General features: G+C 40.3%; 24 protein-coding genes. All 24 read right to left on the bottom strand.

What is annotated here, in order from left to right:
• Positions 1 to 428 precede the first annotated feature (428 nt).
• Complete coding sequence (gene rplQ / locus B7725_RS04975; protein ID WP_000331493.1) at positions 429 to 815, bottom strand: 50S ribosomal protein L17; 387 nt, start codon at positions 813 to 815, stop codon at positions 429 to 431.
• Positions 816 to 826: 11 nt separating this feature from the next.
• On the bottom strand, positions 827 to 1,762 hold the full coding sequence (locus B7725_RS04970; protein ID WP_000568993.1) for a DNA-directed RNA polymerase subunit alpha: 936 nt from the start codon (positions 1,760 to 1,762) through the stop codon (positions 827 to 829).
• 42 nt (positions 1,763 to 1,804) lie between these two features.
• A complete protein-coding gene (gene rpsK / locus B7725_RS04965) occupies positions 1,805 to 2,188 on the bottom strand; it encodes a 30S ribosomal protein S11 (RefSeq protein ID WP_001118385.1) in 384 nt (127 codons plus the stop codon).
• A gap of 17 nt (positions 2,189 to 2,205) precedes the next feature.
• A complete protein-coding gene (gene rpsM / locus B7725_RS04960) occupies positions 2,206 to 2,571 on the bottom strand; it encodes a 30S ribosomal protein S13 (RefSeq protein ID WP_000090781.1) in 366 nt (121 codons plus the stop codon).
• 17 nt (positions 2,572 to 2,588) lie between these two features.
• Positions 2,589 to 2,705, bottom strand: a complete 117-nt coding sequence (gene rpmJ / locus B7725_RS04955; protein ID WP_001808836.1) for a 50S ribosomal protein L36 — start codon at positions 2,703 to 2,705, stop codon at positions 2,589 to 2,591.
• Between the two features lie 24 nt (positions 2,706 to 2,729).
• Positions 2,730 to 2,948, bottom strand: coding sequence for a translation initiation factor IF-1 (gene infA / locus B7725_RS04950; RefSeq protein ID WP_001029883.1), 219 nt, complete (start codon positions 2,946 to 2,948; stop codon positions 2,730 to 2,732).
• Positions 2,949 to 3,064: 116 nt separating this feature from the next.
• The gene (locus B7725_RS04945; RefSeq protein WP_084874875.1) at positions 3,065 to 3,703 is read right to left on the bottom strand and encodes an adenylate kinase; all 639 of its coding nucleotides are present in this window, start codon (positions 3,701 to 3,703) and stop codon (positions 3,065 to 3,067) included.
• Positions 3,704 to 3,859: 156 nt separating this feature from the next.
• Positions 3,860 to 5,170: a preprotein translocase subunit SecY gene (secY, locus tag B7725_RS04940; RefSeq protein WP_000465390.1), complete on the bottom strand. Its 1,311-nt coding sequence runs from the start codon at positions 5,168 to 5,170 to the stop codon at positions 3,860 to 3,862.
• Positions 5,171 to 5,182: 12 nt separating this feature from the next.
• Entirely contained in the window at positions 5,183 to 5,623 is a 441-nt protein-coding gene (gene rplO / locus B7725_RS04935; RefSeq protein ID WP_000766089.1) for a 50S ribosomal protein L15, read from the bottom strand.
• 143 nt (positions 5,624 to 5,766) lie between these two features.
• Positions 5,767 to 5,949 carry a 50S ribosomal protein L30 gene (gene rpmD, locus B7725_RS04930; protein WP_000057241.1) on the bottom strand — a complete coding sequence of 61 codons (183 nt, stop codon included), beginning with the start codon at positions 5,947 to 5,949 and terminating at the stop codon, positions 5,767 to 5,769.
• A gap of 13 nt (positions 5,950 to 5,962) precedes the next feature.
• Entirely contained in the window at positions 5,963 to 6,457 is a 495-nt protein-coding gene (rpsE, locus tag B7725_RS04925; protein ID WP_000874204.1) for a 30S ribosomal protein S5, read from the bottom strand.
• A 17-nt stretch (positions 6,458 to 6,474) separates the two neighbouring features.
• The gene (rplR, locus tag B7725_RS04920; protein ID WP_000624044.1) at positions 6,475 to 6,831 is read right to left on the bottom strand and encodes a 50S ribosomal protein L18; all 357 of its coding nucleotides are present in this window, start codon (positions 6,829 to 6,831) and stop codon (positions 6,475 to 6,477) included.
• 83 nt (positions 6,832 to 6,914) lie between these two features.
• Entirely contained in the window at positions 6,915 to 7,451 is a 537-nt protein-coding gene (gene rplF, locus B7725_RS04915) for a 50S ribosomal protein L6 (RefSeq protein WP_000086642.1), read from the bottom strand.
• A gap of 192 nt (positions 7,452 to 7,643) precedes the next feature.
• A complete protein-coding gene (gene rpsH / locus B7725_RS04910; protein WP_000245504.1) occupies positions 7,644 to 8,042 on the bottom strand; it encodes a 30S ribosomal protein S8 in 399 nt (132 codons plus the stop codon).
• A gap of 213 nt (positions 8,043 to 8,255) precedes the next feature.
• Positions 8,256 to 8,441 (bottom strand): type Z 30S ribosomal protein S14, encoded by a 186-nt coding sequence (locus B7725_RS04905; RefSeq protein WP_001085697.1) that lies wholly within the window; start codon positions 8,439 to 8,441, stop codon positions 8,256 to 8,258.
• A 17-nt stretch (positions 8,442 to 8,458) separates the two neighbouring features.
• Positions 8,459 to 9,001, bottom strand: coding sequence for a 50S ribosomal protein L5 (rplE, locus tag B7725_RS04900; RefSeq protein ID WP_000013542.1), 543 nt, complete (start codon positions 8,999 to 9,001; stop codon positions 8,459 to 8,461).
• A gap of 23 nt (positions 9,002 to 9,024) precedes the next feature.
• Positions 9,025 to 9,330: a 50S ribosomal protein L24 gene (rplX, locus tag B7725_RS04895; RefSeq protein WP_000497691.1), complete on the bottom strand. Its 306-nt coding sequence runs from the start codon at positions 9,328 to 9,330 to the stop codon at positions 9,025 to 9,027.
• A 77-nt stretch (positions 9,331 to 9,407) separates the two neighbouring features.
• Positions 9,408 to 9,776: a 50S ribosomal protein L14 gene (gene rplN / locus B7725_RS04890; RefSeq protein WP_000616547.1), complete on the bottom strand. Its 369-nt coding sequence runs from the start codon at positions 9,774 to 9,776 to the stop codon at positions 9,408 to 9,410.
• Between the two features lie 25 nt (positions 9,777 to 9,801).
• Complete coding sequence (rpsQ, locus tag B7725_RS04885; RefSeq protein ID WP_000440801.1) at positions 9,802 to 10,062, bottom strand: 30S ribosomal protein S17; 261 nt, start codon at positions 10,060 to 10,062, stop codon at positions 9,802 to 9,804.
• 24 nt (positions 10,063 to 10,086) lie between these two features.
• A complete protein-coding gene (rpmC, locus tag B7725_RS04880) occupies positions 10,087 to 10,293 on the bottom strand; it encodes a 50S ribosomal protein L29 (RefSeq protein WP_000772918.1) in 207 nt (68 codons plus the stop codon).
• Between the two features lie 9 nt (positions 10,294 to 10,302).
• Positions 10,303 to 10,716 (bottom strand): 50S ribosomal protein L16, encoded by a 414-nt coding sequence (rplP, locus tag B7725_RS04875; RefSeq protein ID WP_000960947.1) that lies wholly within the window; start codon positions 10,714 to 10,716, stop codon positions 10,303 to 10,305.
• A gap of 3 nt (positions 10,717 to 10,719) precedes the next feature.
• Positions 10,720 to 11,373 carry a 30S ribosomal protein S3 gene (gene rpsC, locus B7725_RS04870; RefSeq protein WP_000529936.1) on the bottom strand — a complete coding sequence of 218 codons (654 nt, stop codon included), beginning with the start codon at positions 11,371 to 11,373 and terminating at the stop codon, positions 10,720 to 10,722.
• 12 nt (positions 11,374 to 11,385) lie between these two features.
• Positions 11,386 to 11,730, bottom strand: a complete 345-nt coding sequence (gene rplV / locus B7725_RS04865; protein WP_000818137.1) for a 50S ribosomal protein L22 — start codon at positions 11,728 to 11,730, stop codon at positions 11,386 to 11,388.
• An 11-nt stretch (positions 11,731 to 11,741) separates the two neighbouring features.
• On the bottom strand, positions 11,742 to 12,023 hold the full coding sequence (rpsS, locus tag B7725_RS04860) for a 30S ribosomal protein S19 (RefSeq protein ID WP_000533766.1): 282 nt from the start codon (positions 12,021 to 12,023) through the stop codon (positions 11,742 to 11,744).
• Between the last annotated feature and the right edge of the window lie 79 nt (positions 12,024 to 12,102).

Raw genomic sequence — 12,102 nt, 5'->3', positions numbered from 1 at the left:
TCCCTCTAGGACCTTGATTTAACGAAGCCCAAAAGAAAATCCCAACAAACGAGAGTTCCTCATGGTGTTTGTTAGCTGAAACAAGCTAACGCTTTCTTACACACTGGACACTTTCAATCATTGGTTGTGTTACATACTTATACAAGTGTGAAATCTTGATAAATACAGCCCTAACTACATCGTAGCACATTTATTTAATTAAGACAAGTCAAAAAGTTTAATTTTCAAATTATTTCTATATAATAAGAATAATAAAAAAACGCCTGCTTACGAAGTTGTTCTTAAGAAAAAAACAATTTCGTAAACAAGCGTCTACCCTATCAAATGATGATGAGTGTTCCCGCTAGGACCGAAGTCCCAGCGGTAGACCAGAGCTAGACTAAGAGCACAAGACTCCATCATCATAACACTCAACAAAATTGATGATTTTATACTAATTCGATGATCGCCATTGGCGCAGCATCCCCACGACGTGGTTCAGTTTTAAGGATACGAGTGTATCCACCGTTACGTTCAGCATAACGAGGTGCGATTTCTGAGAACAATTTTTGAAGTGCTGTAGTAGAAGTGTACTTATCAGTTGCTTCATCATAGTTTTCAGATGCGATTTCATTACGTACGAAAGCTGCTGCTTGACGACGTGCATGCAAATCACCACGTTTACCTAGAGTAATCATTTTTTCAACAGTTTTACGGATTTCTTTAGCACGAGCTTCAGTTGTCACGATTGATTCGTTGATCAAAAGGTCAGTTGTCAAATCGCGAAGCATTGCTTTACGTTGTGAGCTAGTGCGTCCTAGTTTACGGTAAGCCATGTATTCCTCCTTTATTTATCTTTTAATCCAAGACCCAAGTCAATGAGTTTGAGTTTCACTTCTTCCAAACTCTTGCGTCCAAGATTTCGTACTTTCATCATCTCTGCTTCAGATTTTTCTGTCAAATCATGCACAGTATTGATACCGGCACGTTTCAAACAGTTGTATGAACGCACAGACAAGTCCAGTTCCTCAATCGTCCGATCCAAAATACGATCGTCAGATTCAGTATCAGCTTCTTTCATCACTTCAGTTGACTTAGCAATCTCAGTAAGATTTGTAAACAAATCAAGATGTTCTGTCAAGATACGTGCTGAAAGCCCTAAAGCATCTTCTGGAATAATTGTTCCATTAGTCAAGATTTCAAGGGTTAATTTGTCAAATCCATCATTGCTACCTACACGAGCAGGTTCAACTTGATAGTTGACTTTTGTAACTGGTGTATAAATAGAATCTACAGCAAGTGTTCCAACTGGTGCATTATCTTTTTTGTTTTCATCAGCAGGTACATATCCACGACCACTGTTAACAGTCATTGTCGCTTTTAGGGAAGAACCTTCACCGATTGTAAAGAGATAATGATCTGGATTTACAATCTCAATATCACTGTCAGTCAAAATATCTCCAGCTGTAATTTCAGCAGGACCTTCAACGTCAAGTTCAATGATTTTTTCGTCTTCAACGTATGATTTCACTGCAATCCCTTTAATGTTCAGAATGATTTGCATCACGTCTTCACGAACACCTGGAACTGTGTCGAACTCATGCAAGACACCTTCAATATTGATAGATGTCACTGCTGCTCCTGGTAGAGAAGCTAGTAGTACACGACGAAGAGAGTTACCAAGAGTTGTCCCGTAGCCACGTTCAAGTGGTTCGATTACAAACTTGCCATAATCTTTATTTTCATCAATTTTTGTTATATTTGGTTTTTCAAACTCAATCATTTAGTTACTCCCTCTTAAACGAAAAGCAGTGTAATGCGATGATTATACACGGCGACGTTTTGGAGGACGAGCACCATTGTGTGGCACTGGAGTCACATCACGAATTGCTGTTACTTCAAGACCAGCGGCAGCAAGCGCACGAATAGCTGACTCACGACCAGAACCTGGACCTTTTACAGTAACTTCAACTGATTTAAGACCGTGTTCTTGTGCAGATTTAGCAGCAGCTTCTGAAGCCATTTGAGCAGCGAATGGTGTAGATTTACGAGAACCTTTGAAACCAAGAGCACCAGCTGATGACCAAGCAATTGCATTACCATGCACATCAGTAATCATAACAATAGTGTTATTAAATGTAGCGTGAATATGAGCAATACCAGATTCGATATTCTTTTTCACACGACGTTTACGTGTTGGTTTAGCCAAGACTTTTACCTCCTATATTATTTTTTCTTACCAGCAATCGCAACAGCTTTACCTTTACGAGTGCGAGCGTTGTTTTTAGTGTTTTGTCCACGGACAGGAAGTCCACGACGGTGACGAATACCACGGTAAGAACCGATTTCCATCAAACGTTTGATGTTCAAGTTTACTTCACGACGAAGGTCACCTTCAACTTTGATTGCATCCACTTCACGACGGATAGCATCTTCTTGATCTGATGTAAGGTCACGTACACGAACATCTTCTGAGATTCCAGCAGCAGCCAAAATTTTCTTAGATGTTGCAAGTCCGATACCATAAACGTAAGTCAATGAGATTACTACGCGTTTGTCATTTGGAATGTCAACTCCAGCAATACGAGCCATGTTTTCTCCTTTCTATCTTATCCTTGACGTTGTTTGTGTTTTGGATTTGCTGGGCAAATTACCATAACACGACCATTACGACGAATTACTTTACAGTATTCGCAAATTGGTTTGACCGATGGTCTTACTTTCATTTCTTATCCCTCCAAGTTTTTCGATTATTTAAAGCGGTAAGTGATACGTCCACGTGTCAAGTCATATGGACTCATCTCGACAGTAACACGATCTCCCGCTAAAATACGAATATAGTTTTTACGAATTTTACCAGAAACTGTTGCTAAAATCTGATGTCCATTTTCAAGTTCAACCGTAAACATTGCGTTAGGCATTGTATCGACTACTTTGCCTTCAACTTCAATCACATCGTCTTTTGCCACGCAAAAGCACCTCCATAAATTTCGATTTGATGCCTCTAAACATAGAGACAACAATTATAAGTCAGACTATCTCAGTATAACATTTGTAGCGATTTTTTGCAAGTGTGAAAAACGCTTTATTTCAAATTTGTCAATACTTTTTTGATGTCTTTGAACACATCATTGATATCTTGATTTCCTTCGATATCGTGGACCAAACCTTTGGCACGGTAGTGAGCAATGATTGGTTCACCTTGTGCGATATTGACATCCAAACGACGTTTAACTGTCTCAGGTTTATCATCTTCGCGTTGGTAGTAATCCTCTTCTTTGTAGTCAACTGGTGGATTGAAAACTTTGTGGAAAGTTTCACCTGTTTTGCGGTGAATGATACGGCCACTCAAGCGTTCCAAGAGACAGTCTGGATTCACTTCGATGTTGATTACTCCTTCAAGTTCAATACCAAGTTCAGCCAATGTTTTGTCCAAGGCATGCGCTTGTTCAATCGTACGTGGGTAACCATCTAACAAGAAACCTGTTTCTTTGATATCGTCCTGTGAAAGGCGTTCTTTAACAATACCATTTGTAACTTCGTCTGGGACCAACTCACCTTTGTCAATGTATGACTTTGCGAGTACACCCATTTCAGTTTGATTTGCCATTGCAGCACGGAACATATCGCCTGTTGAGATATGTGCAACATGGAATTTCTCCACAATTTTAGCTGCTTGCGTTCCCTTACCTGCTCCAGGTAAGCCCATAATCAAAAGATTCATGATAGGATCTCCTTATTTTGTATTTAAATAGAAGCAGAAATCTATTTCAACCCCTATTTAAAAACAAAATAGAAGAGAGGAGATAAAAATCTGACAAAGTCTTCGATTTTTACACTCCACTCTCTGAGCAATAGTCAATTTTATTTCCTATTACAACTATTCTGTTGTGTCTAAGAAACCAACATACTTACGTTTCAATAGATACCCTTCCAATTGTTTAATTCCTTCAATACCTGTCGAGATAATGATTAGTAGACTTGTTCCCCCAAAAGCAACAACTTCTGAAAGGCCAAATACATCTTTAGCTACGATAGGTAAGATAGAAATAACACCTAGGAAGAGAGAGCCGACAGTAGCAAGACGACGAAGAAGTTTCGACATGTATTCTTCTGTCCCTTTACCAGGACGGACCCCATGAATGTAGGCCCCACTCTTTTGCAAGTTTTCTGCTGCTTTCTCTGGATTGATCTGTACAAACGTATAGAAGAATGTAAAGAGAATGATCAACAAGGCATACATAGCAACACCTGTCGGAGATGTTGTAGATAACATTTCCTGTGCTGTACGTACCCAAGCCCAATCATGACCTGTAGCACTCAAAAATTGAAGAATGGCTGCAGGTGCTGCTGTAATGGAACTTGCAAAGATAACTGGGATAACCCCTGCTGGGTTTACCTTCAAAGGGAGGTATGAACTTGATGGGGCTCCTTGAGCAACTTTTGTATATTGGATTGGGATTTTATATTCTGCCTGTTGAACATATGTTGTAAAGTAGACAATCAACAAGACAGCGATAATCAAAATAACAACAAAGATAATAGATGAAGTCAATCGGCTACTTGGGATATTGACAAAGTAGTCAACATAGATACCCTTAATCATCTCAGGAATTGAAGCGACAATACCTGCAAAGATGATCATAGAAACACCGTTACCATATCCTTTATCTGTAATTTGTTCCCCAAGCCAAGTTACAATCATACTACCTGCTGTTAGGATGATCCCAATGGTAACAAAGACTTGCGGAGTTAAATCTGTCGTTAATAATTTCGCTCCAGATAGAGTATTAAACCCTGCTGTAATCCCGATAGATTGAACGAATGCAAGCACAAGTGCAATATATCGAGTAGCTTGGTTTAGTTTTCTCCGTCCTACTTCTCCTTGTTTGCCCCATTCTACAAACTTCGGTAAAATATCCATTTGTAGCAATTGAACAACGATGGAAGCAGTGATATACGGACTTACTCCGAGTGCGAAAACGGAGAAGTTCTTCATGGCATTCCCTGAAACAAGACTAAGCATGTTCAAGAAAGATAATCCGCTGAGAGCTTCCAAACTTTTCGCATTCACACCTGGAACAGTAATACTTGTCCCAATACGGAAAACAAGAATGATAAAAATCGTAAAGAGAATTTTTGATCGAACTTGTTTAACCTTGAGCGCTTCTTTTAATAATTTAAAAAACATGGGTCACCTCTCTTAGATGACTTCTACAGAACCACCTTTAGCAGTGATAGCTTCCTCAGCTGATTTAGAGAATTTAGCTGCTTTCACAGTCAATTTCTTAGTCAATTCACCGTTACCAAGAATTTTAACGCCTGATTTTTCAGCTTTCACAATTCCTGCTTCGATAAGCACAACTGGAGTCACTTCAGCACCATCTTCAAAGACGTTCAATTGGTCAAGGTTTACAATTGCGTATTCTTTAGCGTTGATGTTAGTGAATCCACGTTTTGGAAGACGACGGAACAATGGAGTTTGTCCACCTTCAAAACCAAGGCGAACTCCGCCACCGCTACGAGCTTTTTGACCTTTTTGACCGCGACCAGATGTTTTACCGTTACCTGATGAAGTACCACGACCAACACGGTTACGTACTTTACGAGAACCTTCTGCAGGTTTCAATTCATGAAGTTTCATTATTATTTTCTCCTCTTTTGTAAAATGCTAGCGCCGATAAGAGAGAAAAGGTTGTCTCCCTTATCAACTCGCCTATACATCGTCATCTTAGATGACTATATCTAGTTTTAGGGGATGAGTATTGCCACATCCCCTAAAAATCATTAGTTTACTTCTTCAACTGTTACCAAGTGAGATACTGCTGTGATCATACCACGGATAGCAGCGTTATCTTCTTTAATAACAGAGCTGTTCAATTTGCCAAGTCCAAGTGCTACAACAGTTTTACGTTGTGATGGAATGCGTCCGATTGGAGACTTAGTCAAAGTAATTTTAATTTGAGCCATTTTATCCCCTTTCTTATGCCAAATCAGAAACTGAAATACCACGAAGGGCAGCAACTTCTTCAGCGCGTTTCAATTGTTTCAAACCTTCAACAGTTGCGCGAACAATGTTGATTGGAGTGTTAGAACCAAGTGATTTAGATGTAATATCTGCCACACCTGCCAATTCCACAACGGCACGAACCGCACCACCAGCGGCAACTCCAGAACCTTCTACAGCAGGTTTCAACAATACTTTAGCTCCACCGAATTCTGAAAGAACTTCGTGTGGGATTGTTGTTCCAACCATTGGAACTTCAATCAAGTTTTTCTTAGCATCTTCTACTGCTTTGCGGATTGCTTCTGGAACTTCTTGAGCTTTACCAGTACCAAATCCTACACGACCGTTGTGGTCACCGACAACAACAAGAGCTGCGAAACGAAGACGACGTCCACCTTTAACAACTTTTGTAACACGGTTGACAGCAACTACGCGTTCTTCTAATTCAACTGCATTGTCTTTAAATGCCATTTTCTAGTGTCCTCCTATTAGAATTTCAATCCGTTTTCACGAGCAGCATCAGCCAAAGCTTTCACACGTCCGTGATATAGATATCCACCGCGGTCGAACACCACTTCTGAAATACCTTTAGCGTTTGCACGTTCTGCAACGAGTTTACCGACAGCAACGGCTTGTTCAGTTTTAGTTCCTTTTGAAACTTCTTTGTCAAGAGTTGAAGCACTTGCGAGCGTTACACCCGCTACGTCATCAATCACTTGAGCGTAGATGCCTGTATTAGAACGGAATACGTTCAAACGTGGGCGATCAGCAGTTCCAGAGAGTTTTCCGCGAACGCGACGGTGGCGTTTTTGACGGAGTTTGTTTTTATCTGGTTTAGAAATCACAGTTTTCACCTCTTTAGTTTTAAATCGCGTGCTATGCACAAAATTGGAAAATAGGTTGATGGTTGAAAATCAACCACTCAACATTATTTACCTGTTTTACCTTCTTTAAGACGAACGTACTCTCCAACGTAACGAATACCTTTACCTTTGTAAGGTTCTGGTGAACGAAGGCTACGTACGTAAGCAGCTGTTTGACCAACTACTTCTTTTGAAATTCCGCTAACAACGATTGTTGTTGGGTTTGGAAGTTCAAAAGTAATCCCTTCTGGAGCTTCAACTTCATCTGGATGAGATTTACCAACAGCCAAAACAAGTTTTGATCCTTGAAGTTGTGCACGGTAACCAACCCCACGCATTTCAAGTTCTTTCTTGAATCCTTCTGATACACCAATTACCATGTTATTCAAAAGGGCACGAGTAGTTCCGTGGATAGTTTTCATTTCTTTTGAATCGTTTGGACGGTGAAGAGTTACTTCAGTACCTTCCACGCGAATTTCAATATCTTTTGAGAACTTACGAGTAAGTTCTCCTTTAGGTCCTTTTACAGTTACTACGTTGTCATTGTTAGTGACTTCAACACCAGCAGGCAACACGATAACTTTATTACCAATACGTGACATGTTTATTTTCTCCTGTTAAATTGTCAGGCCTTGACGGCCAGTTTTCACGGGGTTAAAGATACTTGTTGAGTTCAATAGCTAAATTGAACACGCTCTAAGAACTGTGCAAAATAGATAAGTTGGCTTGTTTGTAAACAAACTTCTCCAACTTCCTAATTTTGCTTTGTTCTTTACGAGCTTTGTATCTTGATTTTACCAAACGTAAGCGATAACCTCACCACCAACATTCTTTTGGCGAGCTTCTTTATCAGTAAGCAAACCTTCAGAAGTTGAAAGGATAGCAATTCCAAGTCCGTTAAGAACTTTTGGAAGATCTTCACGTTTCTTGTAGACACGAAGTCCTGGTTTAGAAACACGTTTCAAGTTAGTGATAACTTTTTCACCGTTTGGTCCGTATTTAAGGAATACACGGATGATGCCTTGTTTGTCATCTTCGATGATTTCTACGTTCTTAACAAAACCTTCGCGTTTAAGGATTTCAGCAATCCCTTTTTTGATGTTTGATGCAGGTACTTCAAGTACTTCGTGTTTCGCTTGGTTAGCGTTACGAATACGAGTTAGGAAGTCTGCGATTGGGTCAGTCATAACCATTTTGTTTTTCTCCTCTTACTAGTAGTTTGCAAGTTGCACTTGCTAGTTAATGATTGAGCTGGGCTCAGATAGTATTGACACATTCAAATGAGAGAACTCTTATTTGAACACGAGCTACAACCTGTGCAAAAAAGATAAATTTGTTTTGGAGCATCGCTCCTTCACCAAATTTCCTATTTTTGCTGTGGTTGTTACGCTCTTTGTATCATGATATTACCAAGATGCTTTTGTTACACCAGGAATTTGTCCTTTGTAAGCTAATTCACGGAAGCAAACACGGCAAAGTTTAAATTTGCGGTAAACTGAATGTGGACGACCACATTTTTCACAACGAGTATAAGCTTGAGTAGAGAACTTCGCTGGACGTTTGTTCTTAGCAATCATTGATTTTTTAGCCATTAGATTTACCTCCTATATTATTTTGCAAAAGGCATTCCAAGGCCTGTAAGCAATGCACGTGACTCTTCGTCAGTATTAGCAGTTGTTACGATAACGATGTCAAGACCACGAGTTTTGTCAACGTCATCAAAGTTGATTTCTGGGAAAATCAATTGTTCTTTCACACCAAGTGTGTAATTTCCGCGTCCGTCAAATGATTTTGTTGGAACACCGTGGAAATCACGCACACGTGGAAGTGAAACTGAAACCAATTTATCCAAGAATTCGTACATACGTTCACCACGAAGGGTAACTTTTGCACCGATCGCTACACCTTCACGAAGACGGAAGCCGGCGATTGATTTTTTAGCTTTAGTGATAAGTGGTTTTTGACCTGAGATAAGCGCCAATTCTTCAGCAGCTTTTTCAAGGCTTTTAGCGTTTGATACAGCTTCACCAACACCCATGTTCAAAACGATCTTATCTACTTTAGGCACAGCCATCACTGATGAGTAGTTGAATTGTTCTGTCAAAGCAGGAACTACTTCATTAAGATATTTTTCTTTTAAACGATTTGCCATTATACTTCTCCTTTCCTTCGTGATTAATCAAGCACTTCGCCTGATTTTTTGTTGTAGCGAACTTTTTTACCGTCTACAAATTTGTAACCAACACGACCAGCTACACCATTTTTGTCCAATACTTGAACGTTTGATACGTGGATAGCTGCTTCTTTCTCGATGATACCACCTTGAGGAAGCTCGTTAGTTGGACGTTGGTGTTTCTTAACGATGTTAACACCTTCAACGATAACTTTGTTTACTTTTGGAAGGGCAGTAAGGACAACAGCTTCTGTTCCCTTATCTTTACCAGCGATTACGCGAACTTTGTCGCCTTTTTTTACAAACATTAGGTTTCTCCTTGATTTTTCTTACGCCCACAAGGGCACCCTAGCTTGAAGCTAGGGGACTAGTTTGTTTCTAAAAATTAAAGTACTTCTGGAGCAAGTGACACGATCTTCATGAAGCCACCTTCACGTAATTCACGTGCAACCGGGCCAAAGATACGTGTTCCGCGAGGAGTTTTGTCATCACGGATGATAACAGCTGCATTTTCGTCAAACTTGATGTATGAACCATCAGCGCGACGAGCACCTGATTTAGTACGAACGATAACAGCTTTTACAACGTCACCTTTTTTAACCGCACCACCAGGAGTAGCTTGTTTTACAGATGCCACAATGACATCACCGATGTTCGCAAATTTACGTTTAGAACCACCAAGAACTTTGATAGTCAAGATTTCGCGTGCACCGCTGTTGTCTGCGACTTTCAAACGAGTTTCTGTTTGAATCATTTCAGTTTTCTCCTTTCAGGCTTGATTAGATGATAACCGCTTCTTCAACAACTTCTACAAGACGGAAACGTTTTGTAGCTGAAAGCGGACGAGTTTCCATGATACGTACGATATCGCCTTCTTTGGCAACATTGTTTTCATCATGTGCTTTGTATTTCTTAGAGTAGTTAATACGTTTACCATAGACTGGGTGGTTACGTTTTGTTTCAACTACAACTGTGATTGTCTTGTCCATTTTGTCAGATACAACACGTCCAACAAGAACTTTACGATTATTGCGTTCCATTGAAATTTCTCCTTCCCTAGTCTATTATTTCGCTTCAGATTGAACTGTTTTGATACGAGCGATTTGTTTTTTAACTTCTTTCAAGCGAGCTGTTTGTTCCAATTGACCAGTAGCAGCTTGGAAACGAAGTTCAAACAATTCTTTTTTCAATTCGTTTTCGCGCTTCGCGAGTTCTTCTTGAGAAAGACCACGAAGTTCTTTAACAAATTCTTTTACTTCATTAAGTTTCATGCCTTCTCCTTATTCTGCTTCACGTTTTACGAATTTAGTTTTAACTGGCAATTTGTGGCTAGCAAGACGAAGCGCTTCACGTGCAATCTCTTCAGATACACCAGCGATTTCGAACATCACTTTACCGCGTTTAACTGGTGCAACCCAACCTTCAGGTGCCCCTTTACCAGATCCCATACGCACACCGATAGCTTTAGCAGTGTATGATTTGTGTGGGAAGATTTTAATCCAAACTTTACCACCACGTTTCATGTAACGAGTCATAGCGATACGAGCAGCTTCGATTTGGCGGTTAGTAATCCAGTGGCTAGTTGTAGCTTGAAGGCCGTATTCACCGAATGCTACTTCTTTTCCACCTTTTGCTTCACCGCGCATTTTTCCACGGAATTCACGACGGTGTTTAACACGTTTAGGTACTAACATTGGTTATTTACCTCCTTTAGTGTTTTTACGAGCTGGAAGAACTTCACCACGGTAGATCCATACTTTAACACCAAGTTTACCGTATGTAGTATCTGCTTCTTCCCAAGCGTAATCGATATCTGCACGAAGTGTGTGGAGTGGAACAGTTCCTTCTGAGTATCCTTCAGCACGGGCAATATCTGCACCGTTCAAACGACCTGATACTTGAGTTTTGATTCCTTTAGCTCCAGCACGCATTGCGCGTTGGATTGCTTGTTTTTGTGCACGACGGAAAGCAACACGTTGCTCCAATTGACGAGCAATTCCTTCACCTACAAGGTGAGCATCCAAATCAGGTTGTTTGATTTCGATGATGTTGATGTGTACTTGTTTTCCAGTCAATTTGTTAAGTTTTGCACGGAGTGCATCAACGTTAGCGCCACCTTTACCGATAACCATACCTGGTTTAGCAGTGTGAAGTGAAACGTTAACTTTGTTCACTGCGCGTTCGATTTCGATAGTTGAAACTGCTGCGTCAGCAAGTTCTTTTTGAACGAATTTACGGATTGCAAGATCTTCATGAAGGTAATCCGCGTATTCTTTTTCAGCATACCATTTGGCATCCCAATCACGGATGATGCCGACACGCATACCAATTGGATGTACTTTTTGACCCACGATGTTACCTCCTTATTTTTCTGCAACAGCTACAGTGATGTGAGCTGTACGTTTGTTGATTGGTGAAGCTGAACCTTTCGCACGTGGACGGAAACGTTTCATAGTTGGTCCTTCGTTTGCGAATGCCTCAGATACTACCAAGTTAGCTTTGTCCAAACCAAAGTTGTTTTCAGCGTTAGCTACAGCTGAGTTCAAAACTTTCAAGATGATTTCAGCAGCTTTGTTTGGAGTGAATGTCAAGATTGCAATAGCGTCGGCTACGCTTTTACCACGAATATTGTCAAGAACAAGACGTGATTTACGAGGTGAAACACGTACTGTACGAGCCATTGCTTTAGCTGAAGTAATTTCTGCCATTTATGTTCTCCTTATTTTCTACGTGTTTTCTTGTCGTCTGCAGCGTGACCTTTGTAAGTACGAGTCGGTGCGAATTCACCAAGTTTGTGACCTACCATGTCTTCTTGGATGTAAACAGGTACGTGTTTACGTCCGTCATAAACTGCAATAGTGTAACCAATGAAACTTGGGAAGATCGTTGAACGACGTGACCAAGTTTTGATAACTTTTTTCTTTTCGTCGTTAGCTTGAGCTTCAACTTTTTTCATCAAATGCTCATCGACGAAAGGTCCTTTTTTAAGACTGCGTCCCATTTTTATGTTTTCTCCTTTAAATGTTGTACCACAGCGGCTTGCGCTCACATGGAGCGCTACCGAGCTGGCGGATTATCTA

The organism is Streptococcus oralis subsp. tigurinus, from assembly GCF_002096275.1.
Lineage (GTDB): Bacteria > Bacillota > Bacilli > Lactobacillales > Streptococcaceae > Streptococcus > Streptococcus oralis_CN.
The sequence above is the reverse complement of the archived record's forward strand: the minus strand, read 5'-3'. Positions and strand labels throughout refer to the sequence as shown.

Excerpts from the sequence above, each read along its gene's own strand:
- rpsM (WP_000090781.1), bottom strand. The coding sequence starts at position 2,571 with ATGGCTCGTATTGCTGGAGTTGACATTCCAAATGACAAACGCGTAGTA.
- rpmJ (WP_001808836.1), bottom strand. The coding sequence starts at position 2,705 with ATGAAAGTAAGACCATCGGTCAAACCAATTTGCGAATACTGTAAAGTA.
- rpsQ (WP_000440801.1), bottom strand. The coding sequence starts at position 10,062 with ATGGAACGCAATAATCGTAAAGTTCTTGTTGGACGTGTTGTATCTGAC.
- rplX (WP_000497691.1), bottom strand. The coding sequence starts at position 9,330 with ATGTTTGTAAAAAAAGGCGACAAAGTTCGCGTAATCGCTGGTAAAGAT.
- rplE (WP_000013542.1), bottom strand. The coding sequence starts at position 9,001 with ATGGCAAATCGTTTAAAAGAAAAATATCTTAATGAAGTAGTTCCTGCT.
- rpmC (WP_000772918.1), bottom strand. The coding sequence starts at position 10,293 with ATGAAACTTAATGAAGTAAAAGAATTTGTTAAAGAACTTCGTGGTCTT.
- B7725_RS04945 (WP_084874875.1), bottom strand. The coding sequence starts at position 3,703 with ATGAATCTTTTGATTATGGGCTTACCTGGAGCAGGTAAGGGAACGCAA.
- rplN (WP_000616547.1), bottom strand. The coding sequence starts at position 9,776 with ATGATTCAAACAGAAACTCGTTTGAAAGTCGCAGACAACAGCGGTGCA.
- rplP (WP_000960947.1), bottom strand. The coding sequence starts at position 10,716 with ATGTTAGTACCTAAACGTGTTAAACACCGTCGTGAATTCCGTGGAAAA.
- rplV (WP_000818137.1), bottom strand. The coding sequence starts at position 11,730 with ATGGCAGAAATTACTTCAGCTAAAGCAATGGCTCGTACAGTACGTGTT.
- rplQ (WP_000331493.1), bottom strand. The coding sequence starts at position 815 with ATGGCTTACCGTAAACTAGGACGCACTAGCTCACAACGTAAAGCAATG.
- rpsS (WP_000533766.1), bottom strand. The coding sequence starts at position 12,023 with ATGGGACGCAGTCTTAAAAAAGGACCTTTCGTCGATGAGCATTTGATG.
- secY (WP_000465390.1), bottom strand. The coding sequence starts at position 5,170 with ATGTTTTTTAAATTATTAAAAGAAGCGCTCAAGGTTAAACAAGTTCGA.
- rplO (WP_000766089.1), bottom strand. The coding sequence starts at position 5,623 with ATGAAACTTCATGAATTGAAACCTGCAGAAGGTTCTCGTAAAGTACGT.
- rpsE (WP_000874204.1), bottom strand. The coding sequence starts at position 6,457 with ATGGCATTTAAAGACAATGCAGTTGAATTAGAAGAACGCGTAGTTGCT.
- rplF (WP_000086642.1), bottom strand. The coding sequence starts at position 7,451 with ATGTCACGTATTGGTAATAAAGTTATCGTGTTGCCTGCTGGTGTTGAA.
- rpsH (WP_000245504.1), bottom strand. The coding sequence starts at position 8,042 with ATGGTTATGACTGACCCAATCGCAGACTTCCTAACTCGTATTCGTAAC.
- B7725_RS04905 (WP_001085697.1), bottom strand. The coding sequence starts at position 8,441 with ATGGCTAAAAAATCAATGATTGCTAAGAACAAACGTCCAGCGAAGTTC.
- rpmD (WP_000057241.1), bottom strand. The coding sequence starts at position 5,949 with ATGGCTCAAATTAAAATTACTTTGACTAAGTCTCCAATCGGACGCATT.
- B7725_RS04970 (WP_000568993.1), bottom strand. The coding sequence starts at position 1,762 with ATGATTGAGTTTGAAAAACCAAATATAACAAAAATTGATGAAAATAAA.